Below are 24,613 nucleotides of genomic sequence, written 5' to 3'. Positions count from 1 at the left end.
ACAACAAGGGAAAATCGATGATTCCCGGTGAAACGCAGATTCAGGATGGCGAGATCGAGCTCAATGCGGGTCTCGAGACGATCACGCTGGCGGTGGCCAATACCGGTGACCGGCCGGTTCAGGTCGGTTCCCACTACCACTTCGCGGAGACCAACCCGGCGCTGGTCTTCGACCGTGTTATTGCGCGTGGCCATCGCCTCGATGTGCCAGCCGGCTCGGCGATTCGCTTCGAGCCGGGGCAGAGTCGCGAGGTGACCCTGGTGGCGTATGCCGGCGCGCGTCGGATCTACGGCTTCCGCGGCGAGGTGATGGGGGCGCTGCCCACCGCCGCGCCTGGGTGGCCCGATGACAGTGGCGATCAAGGGGGAGCGAACTGATGGTGACGATTACCCGTCAGGCGTATGCGGACATGTACGGACCTACCGTCGGCGATCGCGTGCGCCTGGGCGATACCGAACTGTGGATCGAGGTCGAGCGCGACGCGACGGTCTACGGCGACGAGGTCAAGTTCGGCGGTGGCAAGGTCATTCGGGACGGGATGGGCCAGAGCCAGCGCGTGGATGACAGTGTCATGGATACCGTCATCACCAATGCGCTGATTCTCGACTGGTGGGGGGTGGTGAAGGCGGATGTCGGCCTGCAGCAAGGCCGGATCGCCGCGATCGGCAAGGCCGGCAATCCGGACGTCCAGCCTGGCGTGGACATCGTCATCGGGCCAGGCACGGAGATCATCGCGGGGGAGGGCAAGATTCTCACCGCCGGCGGTATCGACGCGCACATCCACTTCATCTGTCCGCAGCAGGTCGAAGAAGCCTTGATGAGCGGCATCACCACCATGCTCGGCGGCGGTACCGGCCCGGCGACCGGCACCAATGCCACCACCTGTACCCCGGGTGAGTGGCATCTCGCCAGGATGTTGCAGGCGATCGACACCCTGCCGATGAATATCGGCCTGCTCGGCAAGGGCAACGCCAGCCTGCCGGAAGCGCTGGAAGCGCAGATCGTCGCCGGAGCGATCGGGCTCAAGTTGCACGAGGACTGGGGCACGACGCCAGCGTCGATCGACAACTGCCTGAGCGTGGCGGAGCGCTACGACATCCAGGTCGCGATTCATACCGACACGCTCAACGAGTCCGGTTTCGTCGAGGATACGATCGCCGCGTTCAAGGAGCGCGGCATTCACACCTATCACACCGAAGGTGCCGGCGGCGGTCACGCCCCCGACATCATCACCGCCTGCTCGAAGGATTACGTGCTGCCGTCGTCGACCAATCCGACCCGGCCTTACACGGTCAATACCATCGACGAGCATCTCGACATGCTGATGGTGTGTCACCATCTCGATCCGAACATTCCGGAAGACGTGGCATTTGCCGATTCCCGCATTCGTCGCGAGACCATCGCCGCCGAGGATATCCTCCACGACATGGGCGTGATCTCGATGATCTCGTCGGACTCCCAGGCCATGGGGCGGGTGGGCGAGGTGGTCTGCCGTACCTGGCAGACCGCACACAAGATGAAGGTGCAGCGCGGCCTGCTACCGGAAGACGCGGCGCTGGGCGCGGACAATTTCCGTGCCCGCCGCTATATCGCCAAGTACACCATCAATCCGGCATTGACCCACGGCATCGCTCACGAGGTGGGCTCGGTGGAAGTCGGCAAACTGGCCGATCTGGTGCTGTGGAGCCCGGCGTTCTTCGGCGTCAAGCCGGCGCTGATCGTCAAGGGCGGCATGATCGCGGCGGCGCCGATGGGGGATGCCAACGCGTCTATCCCCACGCCGCAGCCGGTGCATTACCGGCCGATGTTCGGCGCCTTTGGCAAGGCGGCCAGCGCGACCCGCTTCAGCTTCGTCAGCCAGGCAGCGCTGGAGGCTGGGATCAAGGAGCGCCTGGGCCTGGAGAGCATGCTGTCGGCGGTCAAGAACGTGCGGGGCGTTCGCAAGTCGGACATGAAACTCAACGATGCATGTCCGCACCTGGAGGTCGATCCGCAAACCTACGAGGTGCGCGCCGACGGCGAGCTCTTGACCTGTGAGCCGGCGTTCGAGTTACCGCTGACCCAGCGTTATCATCTTTTTTGATTCGACTATTCATCCGCCGGCCGGGCTTGTTTTCGGTTATCTATGTCGAGGTCATCTCGAGTCCGGTATCGGCCATCACGAGGCAGATAGACATGTGGAAATTGATTGAACGGCTGGAGGCGACGTCCGACGCTATCGCCGTCGACAGCGTGACATTGCCGTTCGAGCTACGAATGCGCGGCCGGCTCAAGGCGACCAGCGACCGTGGTCACGAGATCGGTATTTTCCTCGATCGCGGCCCGGTGCTGCGCGACGGGGCGTTACTGCGTGCCGAAAGCGGCGAGGTGATCGAAGTTCTCGCTGCCGCAGAACCGGTGGTGACGGCGAAGGTGCCGCTCGGACTGGCGTTGGCGAGGCTCTGCTACCACCTGGGCAATCGCCACGTCCAATTGGCGATCGGCACGGCCGGAGAGTGTGGCTGGGTGCGATTTCCGCCGGATCATGTGCTGGAAACCCTGGCGGTAAGACTGGGAGCGACGCTTGAGCATCATCAGGCGCCGTTCGATCCCGAGCCAGGCGCGTATGCCGAGGGGGAGGGGGCTCGCCATGGACACGCTCACGGCCATTCTCACGGCCACGACCATCCCCACGATCACGGCGCTGTCGGGAATCTCGGTCAGGTCTATGACTTCCAGCAGCACCTCTCCCACCGCCACGGCCAAAAGCATGAGCATTGAGGCTTGATGGCCGAGTCGGTCCGCGACCCGCTGGCACTGCTGGGGCTGATGCAACTGATCAGTCCGGCGTTGCCGATCGGTGCCTTCGCCTGGTCACAGGGGTTGGAGAGTGCCTTCGAGCTTGATTGGGTGCGTGACGAGGAGAGCCTTGGCGAGTGGTTGTCGGGCGTGCTCGACGATGGTCTCGCACGTTGCGAGTTGCCGGTGCTGGGCAGGTTGCAGGACGCCTGGGGAAGTGGCGACCGCGAGACGCTGCAGGTCTGGAACGACTGGCTTCGGGCCAATCGGGAAACCCGGGAACTGGCGGACGAGGACGTGCGTCTGGGGCAGGCACTCGCACGCCTGCTGGGGGATCTGGAGCTGCTGCCCGAAGATGGCTGGCTGCCCCGGCGTCCGGCGTACGTCACCCTGTTTGCCTGGGTGGCGCATCGACGAGGGGTCGGCGTCGAGGATGCCCAACTCGGCTTCGCATGGGCTTGGCTCGAGAACCAGCTGGCCGCTGCCTGCAAGGCGCTGCCGCTAGGCCAGACAGCGGCACAGCGGCTGGTCGAGCGACTGCGGCCCGAACTGGTGAGCGCCGTCGAGACCGCCAACCGTCTGCACGACGGGGCGCTCGGTCCCATCCTGCCGGGGCTGGCCCTGGCGAGTGCGCTGCACGAAACACAGTATTCGCGTCTGTTTCGCAGTTGAGATATTGGAAGGAGAGGAAAGCGATGAAGCATTGTCTACGCGTGGGGGTCGGCGGGCCGGTGGGTTCCGGCAAGACGGCACTTCTCAAGCAGCTCTGCCTGGCGCTGCGGGAACACTACGATATCGCGGTGGTGACCAACGACATTTACACCCGGGAAGATGCCGACTTCCTGTTGCGTCATGATGCACTGGCCGCCGACCGTATCATCGGCGTCGAAACCGGCGGCTGTCCCCATACGGCGATCCGCGAGGATGCCTCGATGAATCTCGCGGCGATCGACGACCTGCACGCCCTTCATCCCGATCTGGAACTGGTGCTGGTAGAGTCCGGTGGCGACAACCTGGCTGCCACTTTCAGCCCCGAGCTTTCGGATCTGACGCTCTACGTCATCGACGTCTCGGCTGGCGACAAGATTCCGCGCAAGGGCGGCCCCGGGATCACCAAGTCGGATCTGCTGATCATCAACAAGATCGACATCGCCGATTACGTCCATGCCTCTCTCGAGGTCATGGAGCGCGATGCCAAGAAAATGCGCGGCGAGCGTCCCTTCGTCTTCACCAATCTGCATGACGGGATCGGCGTCGAGACCATCGTCCGTTTCATCCTCGACCAAGGGATGCTGCCGGAGCGGCGCGGTGAAGAACGACGCGCCATTCAGGACCAGCAACTGCTGACAGCCAACTGATCCCTCATCCGTTACCTGCAAGGAGATTCGTCATGACGTCATCCACTCCCCCGGCGCGTAGCCTGGCCTGGCTCTCCGCACCACTCTTGCTGCTGGTCGGCTCCGCGGCCATGGCGCATCCCGGTGCGCTACCGCACACCCATGGCGGTAGCTTCCTGTCCGGGTTGATGCACCCATTGACGGGGCTCGACCATCTGCTTGCCATGCTGGCGATCGGCTTGTGGAGTTGCCGCCAGTCCTCGACGTTGCGCCGTGCCATGCCGCTGCTGATTGCCCTGGGCATGATCGCCGGGGCGGGACTGGCCTGGGCTGGCGTGCCGCTGCTAGGCGTCGAGTTCGGTATCGCCTCCAGCGTGCTGCTGGCGGGCGTGATGCTGGCCTGTCTGGTCAAGCTGCCCACCGCGGTCGGTGGCACCCTGGTCTTTGCCTTCATTCTGCTGCATGGCCATGCTCACGGCAGCGAGCTGGCACCCGGGGCATCGGCACTGCTCTACGCCGTTGGCTTCGTCATTGCCAGCGTCGCTATCACGCTGATCGGCCGTCTGGTCGGCAACTGGCTGATGCAGCGCGACAGCCGCTGGCTTCGCGGTATCGGTGCCGTCATCGCCGCGGCGGGTGGGGCGCTGTTGTTGGGGTGAGGCCGCAAGGGGATCTGCATCCGTTTTCAGAGCTGCGGCGTATACAGGGATAGACGGCCACAACCGTCATACAGGGCCTGCTCACACTATCTGTCGCGAGTGCGAACAGGCCCCAGGGAAGACCCAGGAGCGCGACGCCGCGTTCGATCATGGAAACCTGCAGGAGCCTCTTATGAACCTCTCCACCCGCCGCCGTTTCGGCATCGCTACCGGTTTGATATTGGCCGTGCTGAGTGGTGCAGCCATGGCGCAGACCGCCATGGACGATAGTGCGCCCAACAGCAGCAGCGATCAGATGGGAATGGCGAGCAAGGATAGCGCCAATCGCGATGCGATGGTGAATGGTATGCCGTCATCGTCGCAGAAGTCCGCCCATGGTTCTTCCATGGATGACAGTGCGCCCAACAGCAGCAGCGATCAGATGGGGATGGCGAGCAAGGACAGCGCCAATCGTGACGGGATGGTGAAAGGCATGCCCCGTCAGGGCGACGCCGCCCCCACGCCCCCGACGATGGACAACAGTGCCCCCCTGAGCGGCAGCGATCAGGACGGCGCCGCTGGCAAGGACTCTGTCAATCGCGAACCTCTCAATACGGGGCCGGCTCAATAAGCGGGAACCAGAGTTCGTGCGATGACCCCGTCTCGTTCTCTCTAGATAGGTTTATCGATCGTTTGAGACCGCCACGGCGGTCTTTTTTGTGGCCCGCCATCCCTGGCGGCCACCCTTCGGGCCGCCCGAGGCGTCAAAAACCGCTCCCGACGGTTTTTTGTGCGCCACTGTTGGTGGCTTGCCGGCCCCAGCAGCGGGTCGGTCAGGTTCCGCTCCGGGGGTGCCTGACCCGACGATAGCCAGCATTGATGAAACAGTAGCCACCGTACGCCATCAGGCCGACCGCGGCGGCGCCCAGAAGCCAGTCGCCGAAGGGTTGATGGGCCAACAGGTTGAGCGCGGCGCCCAGGCCTTGGGCATCGCTGGGCGACAGGCGCCAGGCTGCCAGTGCGATCAGACTGCCTATCAGGACGAATGTGACGCCACGGGCCGCGAGACCGAGGCGCGCGATCGCCTCGAGCAGTGGCAGCGGCGGGTTGGGCCGGCTGTCCAGGTGCCAGTTCTTGCGATAGGAACGCCGCCAGGCGCGCACCATCTGGTGGATGCCGACGCCGACGAAGACGACGCCGAGCGCGACCAGCAGCCAGCGTCCGCCGGGGACGCCCAGGACCCGTTCGGTATTCTGGGAGGTCCCGCCGCCCTGGGACTGGGCCAGGCTCTGAAAGACCAGGGTGGCACACTGCCACGCCAGGGTGGCATACAAGCCGCCACTGACCGCGAATCCCAGGCGCTGTGCCCATCCTCTCCAGTCGTTGCCCTTGCGCTCCGTGTCCCAGATCGCCTGGCCCAGGCGCCACAAAACATAGGCGATGAGCCCCAGGCCCAGCAGCGCCAGTAGCGCACGCCCGAAAGGCCACAACGCGATCTTGCGAATGACGTCCGAAGCGCCGCTCTCGCTGCCCCCCAGGCCGATCGCCGTCAGCAGCGCCAGCCAGCCGATGGTGAGGTAGATCATGCCCTTGGCTATATAGCCTGCCGAAGCCGTGTGTCGCAATCCATCCCGTAGGCTAACGTGGTTTCGCTTCATGCTGTTCCTTGTGATTGGCCGGATACTAGCCTAGAAGAGAAAGCGGTTTCGCGACACGTCGCCGGGGGAAGCCGTTGCCCGGGGCGGGCCGATCAGCTCTTGTTTGCCGCCAGGATCTTGCGCAGGAATTGCTGGGTGCGTCCGTCCTTGGGACGGCTGAACAGCTCTGAGGGAGGCGCCTGCTCGATGATGCTGCCCTGATCCATGAACACCACCCGATCGGCGACCTCGCGAGCGAACTGCATCTCGTGAGTGACGACGATCATTGTCTGGTGCTCGGCCGCAAGCTGTTTCATCAGCCCAAGTACCTCTTCCACCCACTGCGGGTCCAGCGAGGATGTCGGTTCATCGAACAGGATGACATCGGCATTGGCGGCCATCGCCCGGCCGATGCCCACGCGCTGCTGCTGTCCGCCGGAAAGCGCGGCGGGATAGGCGTCGGCCTTGTCGGCCAGCCCGATGCGCCCGAGAATTTCCCTTGCCCTGGCGTACGCCTCGCGCTTGGCGATCCCATCGACCACGATCATGCCTTCGGCGATATTCTGGAGAGCGGTCTTGTTGGCGAAGAGAGCGTAGTTCTGGAATACGAAGGCGGTACGCCGCCGCAGGGCAAGAATCTGGTCACGCGTCGCGGTCGTGGCATCGAGGTTGAGATCGCCGACGGTCAATTGGCCGGCATCGGGCGTCTCCAGGAAATTGATGCAGCGCAGCAGCGTGGATTTACCGGTTCCCGAGGGGCCGACGATCACGATGATCTCGCCGCGCTCGAGCTGAAGATCGATATCGTTGAAGACGACGTGATTGCCAAACTGCTTGCGGATGCCCTTGAGTTCGATCATCGCTGATACGCCCGGTTGAGTCGTTGTTCCAGCCATTTCTGGACCCAGGAAAGTGCCTCGACCACGATCCAGTAGATGACTGCCACGACCAGAAAAGCCTCGAAGTAGAGAAAGCTGCCGGCGGCTTCCTTCTGGGTGGCACCCATGAGTTCGGTGACGCCGAGCGTGAAGGCCAGCGAGGTCGATTTGATCATGTCGATGAAATAGTTCATCAACGTCGGCGTTGCCACCCGAGTCGCCTGGGGCAGCACGATTCGACGCATCAGTTGTGCCCGGGTCATTCCGATCGATAGCGCGGCTTCGGTCTGGCTACGATCGATCCCCACGATAGCCGCACGGATCGACTCTGCCATGTAGGCCGAAAAGTGGAGGGTCAGTCCAAGAATGGTGGCGGTAACGCCGTTGATCGCGACGAGGAACGTCAACACCTGCGGTAGCCCGTAATAGAACAGGAACAGTTGCACCAGCAGCGGCGTACCGCGGAAGAACGAAATGAACAGCAGTGCGAAGGCGTTGAGGCCCGGCACGCGACTGACCCGGATGACTGCCAACAGGCAGGCGAGCACGAGCGCACAGGCCATTCCGGCCGCCGCCATCTCCAGCGTCAGTGGCAGGTAACTGAGAAGAATGGGCACCAAGCCCAGCATGTAGTCGATATCGAGTGCGTGCATAGTGCTTGGCGCTCCGCGCTTGGCGACCTCAGATAACGGAAAAGCCCATGGCGCCGGTCAGCGCCATGGGCCATCGAAGCGAAACGGCGATCAGGGCTGGGTAATGTCGGACCCAAACCACTTCTCCGAAATGTCGCTCAACTTGCCGCTGTCACGTAACTGGGCGAGGGCGTCGTCGATTCTGCTCTTCAACGCCTTGCCGGCCTCGTCGTCGCGGAAGGGGTAGGCGTTTTCGATCTGGGAAAAGGGTTGACCCGCCAACTGCAGGGGTAGCGGCTTGTCCTTGATCACCTGGGTGGCGCTGACGCGATCCATGACGAAGGCATCGGCACGGCCCAGGGCGACATCCTGCTCGATGTTGGAGTCGTAGGTCTTGATGTCGATATCATCGGCGTATGGCAGCTCGTTCAGCAACTGCTCGTAATTGGAACCGAGGTTTACCGCGACCGTCTTGCCTTTGAGGTCCTCGACTCCATGGATGGCGTCGTTGCCCTTGCGGACCACCACCTGGGCGCCGTCGTAGACGTAGGGCTGGCTGAAGAGATACTTCTTCTGGCGATCCGGCGTAATGGTGATCTGGTTGGCAATGGTATCGATGCGGTTGGAGTCCAGCATGCCGGCCAGGCCGGAGAAGCTGGCCGTGACGAACTCGACGTCGTCGCCGGTGATCTCACCGATCGCCTTCATGAGGTCGACCTCGAACCCCTTGAGCTGATCGTGCTCGACGTAGGTGAAAGGGTAGTAACCTCCCGACATGCCCACTCTCAAGGTATCCGCCTGTGCCAGGGTTGCACCGGTAAGCCCCAGCGCGAGAGACAGTGTGGCCAGCCGAAGAGACGCCATTGAAATCGATCGTATTGTCATGAGCGAAAAGATTCCCGGAAACGGTGGTAGGGAGCCGGCTTTGCACGGGCCGAATTTGGCTACAGGATAGCGCAATTCCGAAATTGGTAATAAGAAAAATAATTTATATATCCTTTTGTTTTGCGCTATCGCTGGCTTGTGGGAACCGTGTCAATCGACGGATGGCGCGTTCATGTAAGCGAGGGGAGCTGAATTCCGCTCAATGAGCGAGGTCAATCTATACTTGGCTTTGCCGTTTGTACTGTATTGATCTAACATTTGCGCGATTCTTTCTGTGAAGGCTGCCGCAGGGACGTGACCAAGGGATGTGCGCTTCGCGTTGGTTAGCGGCATGGGCCAGGGAACGGGCCGACAGGCTCAGGAGCGCGGAAAGTTTCGGCGCATGACCGTCAGCGATGTCATGCGGCCTCTTTCGCCTCCGGCGTTGGGGGTCATGGCGCAGGGGGTAAGTGTCTCGGGAAAGCCGGCGTCCTTCCGTCGGCTTCCCGCCTCGATTTCGATATCAGACGAGTGCTTCTTTCGCTGCGCGGACACAGGACGCGACGTCGGCCCTTCCTCTCGCTCGACTCCAGCATCAATCACCTTGATCACCTTCACCCTGAATGGGCCCTGTTGAAAAAGCTTGACGGGTCGACAACTCTTGTATAACTTTGACTTCGTTAGCTGACTTACCGCACCCAAGGATGGGTCAAAGGATGCCAGAGGTGAGTCGGAGTCGCAGTCAGGGACGACTGTCAGCCCGTTGGATTCAGGAAGATGAAGACGGGGCTCAAGCAGTACCGTGAACTCGCTCCGTCAGGATGACGAAGAAAGGGCAGGATGCCCGGGTTCGGCGGTTGATTTAAAGGCGGGCCGAGAGGCCCGCCTTTCGTGTTTCTGGCCCACTGGTCAAATCGATGGCGCTGGTGCCACAAACTGGGTTATATCGCCGCCCAGGTTTCTCGCCTACATTGGCGCCTTTGCGACCCCAGCAGGCAGGAGCCGATCCCGACCATGGAATGGTTGTCGGAACACAGCAAGGCGATAACCGCCGTCACCAGCATATTGACGCTATTCGTGTGGTTCTTCTACGCCCAGATCCTCTATCGAAACTTTGCCCGGACCCGGCGTCCTCGCATCATCATCAACCGCGGCCATGGCAACGATCTGACGTCGCTGTGCCTGATCAGCAACATGAGTTCCGAGCCGATCTTTCTCGAACACATCATCGTGACGCTACACACCAGTCGAGGATCGTTGACCCAGGACATGATCGACTGTGAAGGCGATCATCACTCGGATGACCAGGCGTCGCCAGGCCCATCGAGTACGGCCTCCGGAGAAGGGGGGGAGAGGATGGAGTCGACGAGCCAGGGCCCCATGCCTTGCGGAAGCTTCAGCCACGTCGGCACCTTCGAGACCATCTTGCAGCGCTTGTGCCGGGCCCACGACCTGACGCTCGAGCACAATCGCCCCACGGACGACATCGTTTTCCACTCTCTCGATATTCGCGTCGTCGCGATCTACGGCAGTGAGGACCATCCCATCGGGGCCGAGCGTCGCTTCCGTCTTCACATGACGGACGACAAGGCCTGCACGCTGGCTCCCGTATCGGTCGATACCAAACGCTACGCCAGTCGGCTTCAGCGCTGGCGCGTCAGGCAGTGGGTTCGTCGGCTCGACGGCTGAGTCGTTGCTGGTGTTTCGAGGGCGATCGACCGCGCGCTGCCGCAATGGGGCATGCGTTCACCGCACCATCCTGGCTGAACCGGGGTTGGGTCGGATCCGTTCGGAAAATATAGGCTATTGATTTTGGGGCTATTCGATGGTGCGGATGGGGAGACTCGAACTCCCACACCTTTCGGCACTAGAACCTAAATCTAGCGTGTCTACCAATTCCACCACATCCGCATTCTGACAGGCGCGCTCATTGTACTGTCGCCTTGATCGATGTCAATCGTTGCGCCCTGGGCAGCGATCGGCGGTCGCCGATCGCTTCAGTTTTCAACGCCGTGGTCGACATGATGACTGAAAGGGGCGAGGAAACGTCGATGCTGCGATGCCTGGAGATCATGTGGCCGCTGACCCGCAAGTCACTGGGCGGGATCGGCGCGCAACTGAAGAGAGCGCTGCCGGGCTACTGCGCTTTCTGCAGCGCCGCCGCCGAGGAGGGGCTGCCCTGGTGCTCCGACTGTTTCTCTGACATGCCTTGGAATCAGGGGGCCTGTGAACTCTGCGCCGAGCCGCTGCCGACCACGCGCGCCGGGACACTTCGTCCGCGCCAGTGTGGGCGATGCCTGAAACGTCGGCCGCAGCAGACCTCGTCATGGGTGCCGCTGCGTTACGAGTCGCGGGTGACGCGTCTGGTTCGGCGCTACAAGTTCGCGGCGGACCCGCGGGCAGGAGAGGTACTGGTACAGTTGATGCTGGCATCGCTGGATCGAGCTCCCGAGCTGGGCAGCGCCATGATCGGTGTGCCGGGTCAGCATGAGCGCACGCGAGAGCGCGGGTTCGATCACACCGCCTGGTTGACCGGACGCCTGGCGGCACGATTGGCGCTACCAGTCATCGCGGCCGAGCGGGTTCGGGAGGCGCCCTCTCAGCGGGGATTGGATCGACGCTCCCGACGGCGCAACGTGATGCGCGCGTTCGTCGTCAATCGACCGCTGCCAGCCGCGGTTACCATCGTCGATGATGTCATGACGACCGGCGCCACGCTGGATTCGCTGGCCAGCGCCTGTCGAGACGCGGGTGCCGAAAGGGTCACGGCGCTGGCTTTCGCCCGTACTCCCTCGTCGCGAATCTGATAGCATGCGCGCAAGCCTGTCGCTGCTAGCCGAGGTTCGTATGAGCGCTGAATCCCCGCACCCGTTCGAGAGGCTGACGCCACAGCTCGTGGTCGAGGCCGTCGAGTCTCTCGGACTCTGGCTGCCCGGCGAGCCATTCGCCCTCAACAGCTATGAGAACCGGGTCTATTCGCTGACCGATGACGACCGTCGGCGCTGGGTGGTGAAGTTCTACCGGCCGGCGCGCTGGAGCGACGAGCAGATTCTCGAAGAGCACGCTTTCCTCCTGGCGCTCGCAGCGGCGTCGGTCTCGGTCGGTGCCCCCTGGGAAAGCGCCGAGGGCAAGACTCTGCATCATTTCGAGGGTTTTCGCTTCGCGCTGTTTGCGCATGTGGTCGGCCAGGCGCCGGAGCTCGACAATCCCTCCCATCTGTTTGCGCTCGGCGAGCTGATTGGCCGGGTTCACGAGGTCGGTGCCCGCGAGCCTTTCCGCCACCGCCTGCGGCTCGACCTGAATGCCATGGTCGACGAAAGCCGGCGCCGTGTCCTCGAGGCTCGCTGGCTGGATACGCGGCAGCGGCGCCTCTACGGCCAGGTCATCGACGCCCTGGAACCGCTGATGGCGGACCACGCCTGGCCCGATAGCGCGCTTCAGCGGGTTCACGGCGATTGCCACCTCGGCAATATGCTGGGCCGGGACGAACGATTCTCTCTGGTCGACTTCGACGACTGTCTGATGGCGCCGGCGGTACAGGATCTCTGGATGCTGCTGACCGCGCAGTCGCCAGGGGAGTGGCAGATGCAGCTGTCCGAGATCATCGAGGGCTACGAGATGAGCCGGGAATTCGATCGGCGCCAGCTCGACTGGATCGAGACCCTGCGCACGCTGCGTCTGATTCGGCATAGCGCCTGGGTGACGGCGCGCTGGGAGGATCCCGCCTTTCCCAGGGCGTTTCCTTACGTCGCGGAGGGCGGATACTGGGATCAGCACATCCGTCATCTGGAGCAGCAGCGCGTGGCACTCGATTCGCCGCGCTGGCTCGCCTGAACCGGCCATTAGTCGGTGCCGAGATAGTGGTGTCGGTGCAGTTTCGCTAGAATCGGCCTTCACCGAGAGTGAGGCCGGGGCGGTCGCGGCGGCGAGCGCGTTTGATCGATGATAACGATAGACAAGGCAGCAACATGACAGAGCAACTGGCAGGCCATTATCACGGTATTCTGGAAAAGCTGGGGGAGGATCCCCAGCGTGAAGGCCTGCGCGACACCCCGATGCGTGCCGCCAAGGCGATGCAGTTCTTGACCCAGGGTTACAACCAATCGCTGGAGGAACTGGTCAACGGTGCCGTTTTTGCCTCCGACACGGACGAAATGGTGCTGGTGAAGGACATCGAGATGTACTCGATGTGCGAGCATCACGTGCTGCCTTTCATCGGCAAGTGCCATATTGCCTACCTGCCCCAGGGCAAAGTGCTGGGGCTGTCGAAATTCGCGCGAATCGTCGACATGTACGCGCGTCGCCTGCAGATTCAGGAGCACCTGACCCGACAGATCGCGGAAGCGGTGATGCAGGTGACCCAGGCGCGCGGTGTCGGCGTGGTGATCGAAGCCCAGCACATGTGCATGATGATGCGAGGGGTCGAAAAGCAGAACTCCAGCATGAAGACATCGGTGATGTTGGGTAGCTTTCGCAAGAACCAGACCACGCGCCAAGAGTTCCTGATGCTGGTCAACGGCCGCTGAGGACCAGTTTGCCTGACCCCGCGCTGGCTTCCGGCAATCGGTTCCGCATGGATAGAAAGGACAGCAGGATGGATGGTCGCCTTTCCCATTTCGACGATGAAGCGCAGCTCGGAGAGATCGAGTCCCGCGATGGCAAGCGCTACCCCTTCGACTTCTCACAATGGCGCGGTCGTGGCCTACCGAGCGCTGGAACACCAGTACGCTTCGAACTGCGCGACGGTCGCGCCATTCAGGTGTTCAATCGCCCCGAGACCCAGCGACGCGCCAGCACCACCCGTGATGTCGATGGCAAGACCCGGCGCAAGGTGCTGTCGCACTGGGCGTTGGCCGCTTTCGTGGTGGCCGCCGCCGGAGTGAGCGCGGGGCGCTATGCGCCGGTGGTGGAAGCGGTGGCGATCGTGCTGGCGTGGCTGGGCCTGCGCCACGTGCATCGCGAACCCCAGCGCTTGACCGGGCAGTGGCTGAACGGTATCGCCATCGTGGTGGCCGTGGCAGTGACACTGTGGTCCCAGTGGTGGTGAGCGCGCTCGCTTCGCGTTGGTGAGTGGCATCCGGCGTGGGAGCGGCTCGCCCCGGCGTTCGGCAATGAAGGGGTGTGAATGCGACTGGCACGAGTGCCGTTAACGCGCCATCCTGTCCAGTAGAACCGTGGCGGCTGATCCGTTTTTCGTTGTTACCGGCGCCAGCGCCATGACCGACCGTGTGGCACGCCGATCCTTGGCAACGGTCGAGCGGATAGGGGGCATGCCCGCTACCGGCAAGCACATCCAGGAAGGAGTGAATCATGCAATCCGTTAAAGAGAGTGCGCTGTTCAGGCCCTTTGCCTACATCGACGGCAACTGGGTCGCTGCCGACAGCGGCGAGCAGATCGATGTCGATAATCCTGCCAACGGCGAGATTCTCGGGCGCATGCCGCGCCTGGGGAGAGCCGAGACCGAGCGCGCTATCGAGGCCGCCGAGGCGGCGCTGCCGGGCTGGCGCAATCACACGGCGTTGGAGCGTGCCGATATCCTGATGAAGTGGTACGAGCTGATGCTCGAGCACAAGGATGAGCTGGCCGCGATCATGACCGCCGAGCAAGGCAAACCGGTCAAGGAGGCGGCGGGGGAGATCGTCTACGCCGCGAGCTTCATGCGCTGGTTCGCCGAGGAAGCGCGGCGTATCTACGGCGACACCATCCCGGCGGCCAGCAGCCAGCAGCGTATCGTGGTGACCAAGCAGCCGGTGGGCGTGGTCGGAGCGATCACACCGTGGAACTTCCCCTCCTCGATGATCACGCGCAAGGCCGCGGCGGCGCTCGCCGCCGGTTGCACCATCGTGATCAAACCGGCTAGCCAGACGCCGTTCTCGGCCACCGCGCTGGCGGCGCTGGCCGAGCAGGCGGGGGTGCCGCGGGGCGTGTTCAACGTGGTGCCGGGCAAGGCCAGCGAGATCGCCAAGGCGATGACCGAATCGCCGGTGGTGCGCAAGGTCACCTTCACCGGCTCCACCGAGGTCGGTAGTTCGCTGATGGCCGGCGCCGCCCAGCACATTCAGAAGATTTCGCTGGAGCTCGGCGGCAACGCACCGTTCCTGGTGTTCGAGGACGCCGACCTGGACGCCGCGGTCGAGGGGGCTATCGCCTCCAAGTTCCGCAATGCCGGCCAGACCTGCGTCTGCACCAACCGTTTCCTGGTCCAGTCCAGCGTGATCAATGCGTTCAGCGAGAAGCTCGCGGCGGCGATGAACAGTGAACTGAAGGTCGGAGACGGTTTCGAGGAAGGGGTCAACATCGGCCCGCTGATCGACGACGATGCCGTGGCCAAGGTGACCGACCACATCAAGGACGCCACCGACAAGGGCGCCCAACTGCTGCTCGGCGGTCACGAGCACTCCCTCGGCGGGCGCTTCTTCTCGCCGACGCTGATCAGCCATGCGACGCCGGAGATGAAGGTGGCGAGCGAGGAGACCTTCGGCCCGCTGGCGGCGGTGTTCCCGTTCGAGACCGAAGAGGAAGCGGTGCGCCTGGCCAATGACACCCAGTTCGGGCTGGCCTCGTACTTCTATTCGCGGGATCTGGGGCGTGTCTGGCGGGTGGCGGAAGCGCTCGAGTACGGCATGGTCGGCATCAACACCGGGCTGATCTCCAATGCCAGCGCGCCTTTCGGTGGCGTCAAGGCGTCCGGGCTGGGGCGTGAAGGCTCCAAGTACGGTCTCGACGAATATCTCGAGGTCAAGTATCTGTGCATCGACCTGGGTCAGGCGCAGGCATGATTCACCCGGGCGGCTGAGGTCTGCCGCCCGGCATCGAAAAAGCCCACGACAGACGCTGTCGTGGGCTTTTTTTGCGTGACCGGGGGAGCCGTACTCAGTGGCGGAAGTGACGCATACCGGTGAACACCATCGCGATGCCTGCCTCGTTGGCCGCGGCGATCACTTCCTCGTCGCGCATCGATCCACCGGGCTGGATGACGGCGGTGATGCCGGCGGCGGCGGCGTTGTCCAGGCCGTCGCGGAAGGGGAAGAACGCATCCGATGCCATGACCGAGCCGGTCACCGCCAGGCCCGCCTGCTCGGCCTTGATGGCCGCGATACGCGCTGAGTTGACGCGGCTCATCTGGCCGGCGCCAACGCCGACGGTCTGGCGGTTCCTGGCGTAGACGATCGCATTGGACTTGACGAACTTGGCGACTTTCCAAGCGAACACCAGGTCGTTCAGCTCCTGTTCGGTGGGGGCGCGTCGGGTGACGACCTTGAGGTCATCCGCGCCGATCATGCCGGTGTCCCGGCTCTGCACCAGCAGACCGCCGTTGACGCGCTTGTAGTCCCATCCGTCGCCAGTCTTCGGGGGCAGCTCCCCGCACTCGAGCAGGCGCACATTGGTCTTGCTGGCGACTGCCTCGCGCGCCTCGGCAGAGATGCGCGGTGCAATGATCACCTCGACGAACTGGCGGGCGACGATGGCGCTGGCGGTATCGCCATCCAGCTCTCGGTTGAAGGCGATGATGCCGCCGAAAGCGGACTCGCTGTCGGTCTCGAAGGCCAGGTCGTAGGCCTTGCGGATACCACCGTCGTCTTCCGGAACCACCGCCACGCCGCACGGGTTGGCGTGCTTGACGATCACGCAGGCCGGTTTGGTGAACGACTTGACGCACTCCAGCGCGGCGTCGGTATCGGCGACATTGTTGAAGGAGAGCGCCTTGCCCTGGAGCTGGCTGGCGGTGGCGATGCTGGCCTCGCTGCTCTCCGGCTCGACGTAGAAGGCGGCCTTCTGATGCGGATTCTCGCCGTAGCGCATGCCCTGTTTCTTGGCGAACTGCAGCGACAGCGTGCGCGGGAAGTCTGGCTCGCCGCTGCCCACGCGCTGGCCGAAATAGTTGGCGATGGCGGCGTCGTAGGCGGCAGTGTGCTCGAACGCCTTGATCGCCAGGTCGAAGCGGGTCTTGTGGCTGACGCCGCCGTCGTGGCTGGCCATATCCTTCAGCACGCGCGAATAGTCCGCCGCGCTGACCACGATCGTGGTGTGCTCGTGGTTCTTGGCGCAAGCCCGAACCATCGTCGGTCCGCCGATGTCGATGTTCTCGACGGCGTCTTCCAGGGTGCAGTCCGGATTGGCCACGGTCTGCGCGAAGGGATAGAGGTTGACGACCACCATGTCGATCGGGTCGATGCCATGCTCCGCCATGACCGCGTCATCCTGGCCGCGACGTCCGAGAATGCCACCGTGAATCTTGGGATGCAGCGTCTTGACGCGCCCATCCATGATCTCCGGAAAGCCGGTGTGCTCGGAGACTTCGACGACCGCGATACCGTTCTCTTGCAGCAGACGATAGGTACCGCCGGTCGACAGCAGCTCGACACCAAGCGAGGTCAGCTCGCGAGCGAATTCGACGACGCCGGTCTTGTCGGACACGCTGAGCAGGGCGCGACGGACGGCGCGGGGGGCGGTAGAAGCAGGGGGTTGAGACATGCCAGTCCACTCTTGTGCGATGAGACGGCAGGCGCAGCCAGGAGACTCTCGAGTCGGCGGCGGCGTCGCGCGTCCGGGTGGCGCTTCGCTCGGGCGAAGCGAGAGAGAATTTACATCAGATCGTACTGCTTGAGCTTCTTGCGCAACGTGCCGCGATTGAGGCCGAGCAGCTCGGCGGCGCGGGTCTGATTGCCTTCGACGTTGCGCATCACGACTTCGAGGAGCGGTGCCTCGACCTCCGCCAGCACCATCCCGTAGAGGTTGGATACGGATTCACCCTCAAGATGGGAGAAGTAGCGCTCCATGACGCGCTCGACGCACTCTCGGAGTGTCGTGTGAGACAGCGCATCGGGCATCTGGAGGGAGTCGGCCTCCGCGGTTGACTCACCATCGAGAGCTAAAGGTTGCCGGCTATTCATGCTGCGTGGATTCCGTTACCGATCGCGGCGGCATCACCGCGAAAGAGTTCATGAAGAAACTCGAATTGTTGTTCGGCCTGCTCGAGACGATTGAAGCGGGAGCGGTATGTCCGGCTGGGATCGTGGGAGGCGAGATACCAGCCGACGTGCTTGCGAGCTACCCGGACGCCGAGATAGTCGCCATAGTGCTCGTGCAGCGCACGCAGATGGCGTCCCATGGTGCTGGCGATCTCGTCCGCACTCGGTGGGGCATGCTCACGGCCGGTGCGCAGGTAGTGCTCGATCTCCCGGAACAGCCACGGGTTGCCCTGGGCGCCTCGCCCGACCATCACGGCATCGGCACCGGTGTAGGCGAGCACTTCGGCAGCGCGCTGCGGCGTGGTCACGTCGCCGTTGGCGAAGACCGGTATCGATACGCGCTGCTTGATCGCGGCGATGGTGTCGTACTCCGCGGCGCCGGTATAGCGCTGCTCGCGGGTTCGGCCATGGACGGCAAGGGCCGCGATGCCTGCGTCCTCGGCGAGGCTGGCGACACGCTCCGCATTGCGGGTCTCGGCACACCAGCCGGTACGGATCTTCAGCGTGACCGGGATGTCCACCGCCGCGACCACGGCTTCGAGAATATCGGCTACCAGGCGTTCGTCTCGCAGCAGCGCGGATCCCGCCGCCTTGTTGCAGACCTTCTTGGCCGGGCAACCCATGTTGATGTCGATGATCTCGGCGCCGGCGTTGGCATTGAGCCGTGCCGCTTCGGCGAGCATCTGCGGGTCGCCGCCGGCGATCTGCACCGATCTCGGCCCCGGCTCGCCGCGATGGATCATGCGCTGCCGGGATTTCCGGGTGTGCCAGAGCCGGCTGTCGGCGGTGACCATTTCGGACACCACGAGACCCGCCCCCAGTTCGCGACAGAGCTGGCGAAATGGGCGGTCGGTCACCCCGGCCATGGGGGCCAGGATCACGCGATTGGGCAGCGTGTGATGGCCGATGCGGGGTAACGGGCGATCGGTCTGCGGTGACACGGAATCACGCATCGTTACAGGGGCTCAGGCAAAACGGGGAGGCTATGATACCGGTCACCCCGGGTTTGTTGAAGCGCTGTTTGCCGACTCACGACCTAAGCCGCAAGGCGCGCCTGGAGTGTATGAACGAGGTTCAGGTCAGGCCGCCCGGGCATGAAATCGAGCAGCGAGGGGCTTGCGGTGGACCGGACAAGCGTCGTTCAGGCCGCGCGATGCCCAGTGAGCAGAACCCAGCCTTCTCGTTCGCGAGGCTCGTCCATCAGCAGGCCCTGGGCCCGGTAGGCGTCCAGCACGGTATCCGCCTGGGAGGCCAGAATGCCGGAGAGGGCAAGATGGCCACCGGATTTGACCCGCTTGGCGATCGTTGCCGCCATGTCGACCAGCGGGCCGGCGAGGATATTGGCGACGACCACGTCGAACTGGCCCTGTCCGATCCTTTCCGGATAGTCCAGGATCAGGCGGGACTCATCGATCCGGTTGCGTTCGGCGTTGTCCCGGCTCGCCTGCAGCGCCTGGGGATCGATATCGACACCGACGGCGGTGTCGGCACCGAGCTTGAGCGCGGCGATCGCCAGAATGCCGGAACCGCAGCCGTAGTCCAGCACCTGTCGCTGCGCGAGTTCCTGGGCGTCGAGCCAGCCGAGGCACAGCGCCGTGGTGGGGTGCGTACCGGTGCCGAAAGCGAGGCCGGGATCGAGCAGCAGGTTGACGGCATCGGGGTCCGGGGCCTGGTGCCAACTGGGTACGATCCACAACCGGTGACCCATTTGCAGGGGCTCGAAGCCATCCATCCACTCACGCTCCCAGTCGCGATCGGCCAACAGTTCGTACTCGATCTGCGGGGCGGGGTCGTCGGGGGCCCCCTCGGACCAGGCGCGCTGGACGCGCTCGATCATCGCCTCGACGCCAGGAAGATCGTCGTAGAGGCCGGTCAGCACGGTCTCGCGCCATAGCGGCGTGGTTCCCCGGTCGGGCTCGAAGAGCGGCTCGTCGTGAGCGTCCTGCAGGGTGATCGCGCTGGCACCCTCGGCGAGCAGCAGCTCTTCCAGCCACTCGGCCTGCTCGGGGGCGATGGATGCCTTGAGTTGTAGCCACGCCATGGGGCGCTCTCCGGAATGATGGTGGTGACGAAAACGGGGCGGGCTATCGCTGGATAGACCGCCCCGCCGGGATGGCTCGGGTTCAGCTTAGCCCGAGCTTTTTCTCCAGATAGTGGATGTTGACGCCCCCGCGCTGGAAGGCGCTATCGCGAACCAGGTCCTTCTGCAGATCGATATTGGTCTTGATGCCCTCGACCAGCAGTTCATCGAGTGCGTTTCGCATCCTGACCAGGGCGATATCCCGATCCGCGCCCCAGGTGATCAGCTTGCCGATCAGCGAATCGTAGTAGGGCGGTACGCTGTAGCCGGTATAGATGTGGGAGTCCATGCGCACGCCCAGGCCGCCGGGCGGATGATAGAGGTCGATCTTGCCGGGGGAGGGCATGAAGGTGCGTGAGTCCTCGGCATTGATGCGACACTCGAACGCATGGCCGCGCAGCTCGACATCGGACTGCTTGATCGACAGCGGCTGACCGCAGGCGATACGCAACTGTTCCTTGACGATATCGACGCCAGTGACCATCTCCGTCACCGGATGCTCCACCTGGACCCGGGTATTCATCTCGATGAAGAAGAACTCGCCGTTCTCGTAGAGAAACTCGAACGTCCCCGCGCCCCGGTAATTGATCTCGATGCAGGCATCGGTGCACGACTTCAGCACCTTGGCGCGAGCCTCGGGATCCAGGTGCGGTGCCGGCGCTTCCTCGAGCACCTTCTGGTGACGACGCTGGAGAGAGCAGTCACGGTCGTAGAGGTGGATGGCATTGCCCTGGCCGTCAGCCAGCACCTGTACCTCGACGTGGCGGGGGTTCTCTAGGAACTTCTCCATGTAGACGGTGCCGTCGCCGAATGCCGCCGCCGCCTCCGACCGGGTCACGCTGGCTGCCTTGGCGACCTCGTCGTCGTTGCGTACGACGCGCATGCCGCGGCCGCCACCGCCGGCTGCCGCCTTGATGATCACCGGGTAGCCGATACGACCGGCGATGCGGCGAATCTCGGCGTCGTCGTCCGGCAGCGGCCCGTCGGAGCCTGGCACCGTCGGCACGCCGGCAGCCTTCATGGCGTTGATCGCGCTGACCTTGTCACCCATGAGGCGGATGGTTTCCGCCCGCGGCCCGACGAAGGTGAAGCCGGAGCGTTCGACCTGCTCGGCGAAGTTGGCGTTCTCGGACAGAAAGCCGTAACCGGGATGAATGGCGCTCGAATCGGTGACTTCCGCCGCACTGATCAGGGCGGGAATATTGAGATAGGACTGAGCCGAGGCGGCAGGGCCGATACAGACGGCCTCGTCTGCCAGGCGCACATGCATCAGTTCCCGATCGGCCTTGGAATGAACCGCGACGGTCTTGATCCCCAGTTCCTTGCAGGCGCGCAGGACACGGAGGGCGATCTCGCCGCGGTTGGCGATGAGTACCTTGTCCAACATGATGGTTTCGCTCGTGTGGCCTTAGTTGATGATGATCATCGGCTGGTCGAACTCGACCGGCTCGCCATCCTCGACCAGGATCGCTTCGATCACGCCATCCTTGTCGGCTTCGATCTGGTTCATCATCTTCATCGCTTCGACGATACACACGGTATCGCCCTTCTTGACGCTCTGGCCGACCTCGACGAACGCCTTGGCGCCCGGTGCCGGCGACCGATAGAAGGTCCCGACCATGGGGGAGGTCACGGCATGGCCTGTGGGTTGCACGGGGCCCGGCTCTGCGGGGTCCGGTGCCGGCGTGGTCGCCTGGCCGGGTCCCTGGGCCGACGGTGCCATGGTCTGCGGCATGACCATCGGCTGCTGCATGGCACCGAAGCCATTGGGATGACGGCTGATGCGAACCGACTCTTCGCCTTCCTGGATTTCGATTTCGCTGATGTTGGACTCTTCCAGGAGTTCGATGAGTTTCTTGACCTTGCGTATATCCATGGCGATGTCTCGGCTTGGTTGAATGTGAAAGTTGAAGGTGACGGCTGATGGCGACGGTGTCGTTCAGCAAGTATTCACTGGCGTAAAGGTAGTCAGCTACGGCCTAGCTGCGAGAGTGCGGCTTCCAACGCGAGGGTGTAGCTCTCGGCACCAAATCCGGCAATGACGCCTCGGGCGACATCGGTGAAATAGGAGTGGGCGCGGAAAGGCTCGCGTGCATGCACGTTGGAGAGATGCAGTTCGATGAACGGGATATCGACGCCGGTCAGCGCATCGCGCAACGCCACGCTGGTGTGCGTGAAGGCGGCCGGATTGAGCAGGATGAAATCGATGTTCTCCTGCCGGGCGCGGTGCACGCGCTCGACCAGTTCGTGTTCGGCGTTGGATTGCAGCCACTCGAGTTGATGCCCGGCGCTGAGGGCTCGTTCGGTCAGGCGCACCCGGATATCCTCCAGCGTGGTCGTGCCATAAACCGACGGCTCGCGAGTGCCGAGCAGATTCAGGTTGGGACCATTGAGAACCAGGAGTCTAGCCATGACCGTCCTTGCGCTGTTAACCCGTTCATGAATTGCCGAGATCGCGTCACTTTGCTGCAAGATGGCGTCGTCGGCGCACCGTTTTTCGTTGGTGTCGAAGTTTGCCGAAAAAGACCGAGAGTGTCCACCCTGACCACCGAACGATGTTCGGTAACCTACGGCACGAGCCACGAGCCACGAGCTAGGAGCCATGCGGCGGGCCGACAGGCCCGATGTCCCGCACCCGTTGCTGTACCGCCTCCAGGTGGCTGGCCAGGGCCGGGGCATCGATCTCGCCCTGGATGCGGGCGTCGCGGAGCTCCTTCCCGCCGGCGAAGAACAGCAGCCCCGGCGGCCCGAACAGGCCGTAGTGGTCGAGCAGGTCCCGGCTGGCGGCAACATTCCGGGTGACATCGGCGCGAATCAGCATGAAGTCGGCCAGGCGATCGGCCACCGGTGACGCGGGGAACACCCTCTGCTCCATCACCTTGCACGAGATGCACCAGTCGGCGCTGACATCGACCATGACCGGGCGGCCCGCGGCTCGGGCCGATGCCAGCGCCGCCTCGAGCCGATCGAGATCGTCGACGGTCTGGAAGGCAGGGCGCGCCACCTTGTCAGCCGCCTGGGCATCCGTTCCGGCCAGGGGCTGCAACGGGTCGCCGCCGCCCTGGGCGGCGCCCCATATCATCGCCGTGCCCCAGACCAGCAGCGCCCAGCCCGCCGCCTGGCGTGCTCGTGGCCAGCCGGCAGTGGCTCTCATGTCCAGTGCGCCGAGTGCCAGCGCGCATCCCAGCGTCAACGCGCCCCACAGCAGCAGGCCGACAGGACCCGGCAGCAGGCGCTCGATCAGCCAGATGGCGACGCCGAGCAGCATCACACCGAACACCGCCTTGACGCCCTGCATCCAGGCCCCGGTACGCGGCAACCACTGTCCACCGAAGGTACCGACCAGAATCAGCGGTGCGCCCATCCCTAGCGCGAGTGCCAGCAGCGCCAATGCGCCGCCCAGCGTCTCGCCGGTGGTCGAGATGAAGACTAGCGCGCCGGCCAGCGGCGCGGAAACGCACGGCGACACCACCAGTACCGATAGGGCGCCGGCCGCTGCCAGTCCCGCCGGGCCGCTACGCTGGAGCCGGTTCTGCCAGGCGTCGACCCGCTGGCCGATCGCGCTGGGCAGGCGCAGGTCGAAAGCACCGAACATCGCGATCGCGAACAGCGCGAACAGCAACGCAAAGGGGATCAAGACCCAGCCTGACTGGAGCCGGGCCTGCAGGTTGAGCGAGGCGCCGAAAATACCCATCAGGGTGCCGAGCAGGGTGAAGGTCACGGCCATGCCGGCAACATAGCTCGCCGACAGCGCCAGTGCGCGCCCGCGACGGGCGTTCTGGCCCACGATGATGGCGGTCAGGATCGGCAGCATGGGTAGTACGCAGGGGGTGAACGTCAGCCCCAGTCCGGCGAGGAAGAACAGACCCAGCGCACTCAAGCCGATGCCCGTGTCGAGCAGCGACCGGAACCGGCCGTCGGCACTGGCATTGGAGAGTGTCGGCGCGTCGCTGGCGGAAGGAACCGGGGTCGAGCGGACGCTATCGGGGGCGCGGGCCGGGTTGGAGAGTGGCGCGTCGTCGCCGGATGCCGAGAACGGGTCGTTGGCAGCCCGTTCGATCGGCGACGCCTTGGCGTCACGGGTCGCGTCGGTATATGCCGCTGGCGGCGGGCCGGCCTTGGCCTCCAGCGTCCAGTGTTCGGGGGGGTAACAGAGCCCGGCGTCGGCGCAGCCCTGGAAGGTGAGGGTGACGGGGATCGAGCCTCGGGTATCGGCGGTATCCTCGATCTTCGACAGCGGCGCGCTGATCTCGACCTGGTCGTGGAAGACCTGCACATCGCCCAGGTACGGATCATGCTTGAACTCTCCCGGCGGCAGCTCGAGCGTGCCCAGCGTCACGCCGGGCTGGCGGCTCTCCAGCGCAAGGCGGTGGCGATAGAGATAGTGGCCGGGTTCATTGCGGATGCCGACGTAGACGCGTTCATCGTCATGCCAGGCGTAAGCGTGGAATGCCTGGTCGACGGCAAGAAATTGCGCATTGCCCTGGGCGAACAAGGGCTGGCGCTCCCGTTGAAGGCCATCGGCGTGGGCGGCGCCCAGCGATGCCGACAGGCAGCAGCAAAACAGCAAAATCAACCGGTAGAAACGCGACATGCTCTGATGGGTATCCCGACGACGATTGAGGCTTGGCCCTGACGGGCTGGGCGTTGGCGACAAAGCCGCGTGAAACGACGCGTCTTTCGATCGCTGGGTAACGAAAAAGTGCCATCGATCGCGCCGTAGGGCCAGGCCCGGCATGCAGCGAAAGGCGGGCTGCGCGTGACGGGGAGCATGATAGGATAGAATCACATCGTCT

Annotated in this window: 25 protein-coding genes and 1 tRNA gene; 13 read left to right on the top strand and 13 right to left on the bottom strand. The window is 63.9% G+C overall.

What is annotated here, in order from left to right; genetic code table 11:
• Positions 1–17: 17 nt before the first annotated feature.
• The 7 genes from DOM54_RS00280 to DOM54_RS00250 all read left to right on the top strand — a co-directional run bounded on the left by DOM54_RS00280 (position 18) and on the right by DOM54_RS00250 (position 5,384).
• Positions 18–377: an urease subunit beta gene (locus DOM54_RS00280; RefSeq protein ID WP_110714440.1), complete on the top strand. Its 360-nt coding sequence runs from the start codon at positions 18–20 to the stop codon at positions 375–377.
• The gene (gene ureC / locus DOM54_RS00275; RefSeq protein WP_206018968.1) at positions 377–2,083 is read left to right on the top strand and encodes an urease subunit alpha; all 1,707 of its coding nucleotides are present in this window, start codon (positions 377–379) and stop codon (positions 2,081–2,083) included. The genes DOM54_RS00280 and ureC overlap by 1 nt, the downstream gene beginning before the upstream one ends.
• A 92-nt stretch (positions 2,084–2,175) precedes the next feature.
• Entirely contained in the window at positions 2,176–2,760 is a 585-nt protein-coding gene (gene ureE, locus DOM54_RS00270) for an urease accessory protein UreE (RefSeq protein WP_110714439.1), read from the top strand.
• 6 nt (positions 2,761–2,766) lie between these two features.
• On the top strand, positions 2,767–3,450 hold the full coding sequence (locus DOM54_RS00265; protein WP_110714438.1) for an urease accessory protein UreF: 684 nt from the start codon (positions 2,767–2,769) through the stop codon (positions 3,448–3,450).
• A 23-nt stretch (positions 3,451–3,473) separates the two neighbouring features.
• Positions 3,474–4,136, top strand: coding sequence for an urease accessory protein UreG (gene ureG / locus DOM54_RS00260; RefSeq protein ID WP_110714437.1), 663 nt, complete (start codon positions 3,474–3,476; stop codon positions 4,134–4,136).
• A gap of 32 nt (positions 4,137–4,168) precedes the next feature.
• A complete protein-coding gene (locus DOM54_RS00255) occupies positions 4,169–4,774 on the top strand; it encodes a HupE/UreJ family protein (RefSeq protein WP_110714436.1) in 606 nt (201 codons plus the stop codon).
• 172 nt (positions 4,775–4,946) lie between these two features.
• Complete coding sequence (locus tag DOM54_RS00250; protein WP_110714435.1) at positions 4,947–5,384, top strand: hypothetical protein; 438 nt, start codon at positions 4,947–4,949, stop codon at positions 5,382–5,384.
• Between the two features lie 202 nt (positions 5,385–5,586).
• Here the strand turns inward: DOM54_RS00250 and DOM54_RS00245 are convergent, their stop codons facing one another.
• From DOM54_RS00245 to DOM54_RS00230, 4 genes are all read right to left on the bottom strand, one after another.
• On the bottom strand, positions 5,587–6,411 hold the full coding sequence (locus DOM54_RS00245) for a DUF1206 domain-containing protein (protein ID WP_110714434.1): 825 nt from the start codon (positions 6,409–6,411) through the stop codon (positions 5,587–5,589).
• Positions 6,412–6,503: 92 nt separating this feature from the next.
• Positions 6,504–7,250: an amino acid ABC transporter ATP-binding protein gene (locus tag DOM54_RS00240; RefSeq protein ID WP_110714433.1), complete on the bottom strand. Its 747-nt coding sequence runs from the start codon at positions 7,248–7,250 to the stop codon at positions 6,504–6,506.
• Positions 7,247–7,921: an amino acid ABC transporter permease gene (locus tag DOM54_RS00235; RefSeq protein WP_110598273.1), complete on the bottom strand. Its 675-nt coding sequence runs from the start codon at positions 7,919–7,921 to the stop codon at positions 7,247–7,249. Before DOM54_RS00235 ends, DOM54_RS00240 begins: the two co-directional genes overlap by 4 nt.
• Before the next feature lie 90 nt (positions 7,922–8,011).
• The gene (locus DOM54_RS00230; protein WP_110714432.1) at positions 8,012–8,764 is read right to left on the bottom strand and encodes an amino acid ABC transporter substrate-binding protein; all 753 of its coding nucleotides are present in this window, start codon (positions 8,762–8,764) and stop codon (positions 8,012–8,014) included.
• Positions 8,765–9,778: 1,014 nt separating this feature from the next.
• Here DOM54_RS00230 and DOM54_RS00225 point away from each other — a divergent pair.
• Positions 9,779–10,453: a hypothetical protein gene (locus DOM54_RS00225; protein WP_110714431.1), complete on the top strand. Its 675-nt coding sequence runs from the start codon at positions 9,779–9,781 to the stop codon at positions 10,451–10,453.
• A gap of 137 nt (positions 10,454–10,590) precedes the next feature.
• Here the strand turns inward: DOM54_RS00225 and DOM54_RS00220 are convergent.
• Positions 10,591–10,675, bottom strand: a tRNA-Leu gene (locus DOM54_RS00220).
• A 140-nt stretch (positions 10,676–10,815) separates the two neighbouring features.
• Between DOM54_RS00220 and DOM54_RS00215 the strand changes: the two genes are divergently transcribed.
• The 5 genes from DOM54_RS00215 to DOM54_RS00195 all read left to right on the top strand — a co-directional run bounded on the left by DOM54_RS00215 (position 10,816) and on the right by DOM54_RS00195 (position 15,544).
• Positions 10,816–11,571, top strand: a complete 756-nt coding sequence (locus DOM54_RS00215) for a double zinc ribbon domain-containing protein (RefSeq protein ID WP_240613715.1) — start codon at positions 10,816–10,818, stop codon at positions 11,569–11,571.
• A gap of 40 nt (positions 11,572–11,611) precedes the next feature.
• The gene (locus DOM54_RS00210) at positions 11,612–12,598 is read left to right on the top strand and encodes a serine/threonine protein kinase (protein WP_110714606.1); all 987 of its coding nucleotides are present in this window, start codon (positions 11,612–11,614) and stop codon (positions 12,596–12,598) included.
• 134 nt (positions 12,599–12,732) lie between these two features.
• The gene (gene folE, locus DOM54_RS00205; protein WP_110714430.1) at positions 12,733–13,290 is read left to right on the top strand and encodes a GTP cyclohydrolase I FolE; all 558 of its coding nucleotides are present in this window, start codon (positions 12,733–12,735) and stop codon (positions 13,288–13,290) included.
• Between the two features lie 68 nt (positions 13,291–13,358).
• On the top strand, positions 13,359–13,811 hold the full coding sequence (locus DOM54_RS00200) for a hypothetical protein (protein WP_110714429.1): 453 nt from the start codon (positions 13,359–13,361) through the stop codon (positions 13,809–13,811).
• A 263-nt stretch (positions 13,812–14,074) separates the two neighbouring features.
• A complete protein-coding gene (locus DOM54_RS00195) occupies positions 14,075–15,544 on the top strand; it encodes an NAD-dependent succinate-semialdehyde dehydrogenase (protein WP_110714428.1) in 1,470 nt (489 codons plus the stop codon).
• A 94-nt stretch (positions 15,545–15,638) separates the two neighbouring features.
• On the opposite strand, the gene purH is transcribed toward DOM54_RS00195, so the two are convergent.
• From purH to dsbD, 8 genes are all read right to left on the bottom strand, one after another.
• Positions 15,639–17,240 carry a bifunctional phosphoribosylaminoimidazolecarboxamide formyltransferase/IMP cyclohydrolase gene (gene purH, locus DOM54_RS00190; RefSeq protein WP_110714427.1) on the bottom strand — a complete coding sequence of 534 codons (1,602 nt, stop codon included), beginning with the start codon at positions 17,238–17,240 and terminating at the stop codon, positions 15,639–15,641.
• A 110-nt stretch (positions 17,241–17,350) separates the two neighbouring features.
• Positions 17,351–17,659 (bottom strand): DNA-binding transcriptional regulator Fis, encoded by a 309-nt coding sequence (fis, locus tag DOM54_RS00185; RefSeq protein WP_476748602.1) that lies wholly within the window; start codon positions 17,657–17,659, stop codon positions 17,351–17,353.
• A complete protein-coding gene (gene dusB, locus DOM54_RS00180) occupies positions 17,656–18,690 on the bottom strand; it encodes a tRNA dihydrouridine synthase DusB (protein ID WP_110714426.1) in 1,035 nt (344 codons plus the stop codon). The genes fis and dusB overlap by 4 nt, the downstream gene beginning before the upstream one ends.
• A 188-nt stretch (positions 18,691–18,878) precedes the next feature.
• A complete protein-coding gene (gene prmA / locus DOM54_RS00175) occupies positions 18,879–19,778 on the bottom strand; it encodes a 50S ribosomal protein L11 methyltransferase (protein WP_110714425.1) in 900 nt (299 codons plus the stop codon).
• Between the two features lie 82 nt (positions 19,779–19,860).
• Entirely contained in the window at positions 19,861–21,204 is a 1,344-nt protein-coding gene (gene accC, locus DOM54_RS00170) for an acetyl-CoA carboxylase biotin carboxylase subunit (protein WP_110708586.1), read from the bottom strand.
• A gap of 21 nt (positions 21,205–21,225) precedes the next feature.
• Complete coding sequence (accB, locus tag DOM54_RS00165; RefSeq protein WP_110714424.1) at positions 21,226–21,693, bottom strand: acetyl-CoA carboxylase biotin carboxyl carrier protein; 468 nt, start codon at positions 21,691–21,693, stop codon at positions 21,226–21,228.
• Between the two features lie 92 nt (positions 21,694–21,785).
• The gene (aroQ, locus tag DOM54_RS00160) at positions 21,786–22,229 is read right to left on the bottom strand and encodes a type II 3-dehydroquinate dehydratase (RefSeq protein ID WP_110714423.1); all 444 of its coding nucleotides are present in this window, start codon (positions 22,227–22,229) and stop codon (positions 21,786–21,788) included.
• A 181-nt stretch (positions 22,230–22,410) separates the two neighbouring features.
• Complete coding sequence (gene dsbD, locus DOM54_RS00155) at positions 22,411–24,411, bottom strand: protein-disulfide reductase DsbD (protein WP_110714422.1); 2,001 nt, start codon at positions 24,409–24,411, stop codon at positions 22,411–22,413.
• Positions 24,412–24,613: the final 202 nt, after the last annotated feature.

This window comes from Salinicola acroporae, assembly GCF_003206615.1.
GTDB lineage: Bacteria > Pseudomonadota > Gammaproteobacteria > Pseudomonadales > Halomonadaceae > Salinicola > Salinicola acroporae.
The sequence above is the reverse complement of the archived record's forward strand: the minus strand, read 5'-3'. Positions and strand labels throughout refer to the sequence as shown.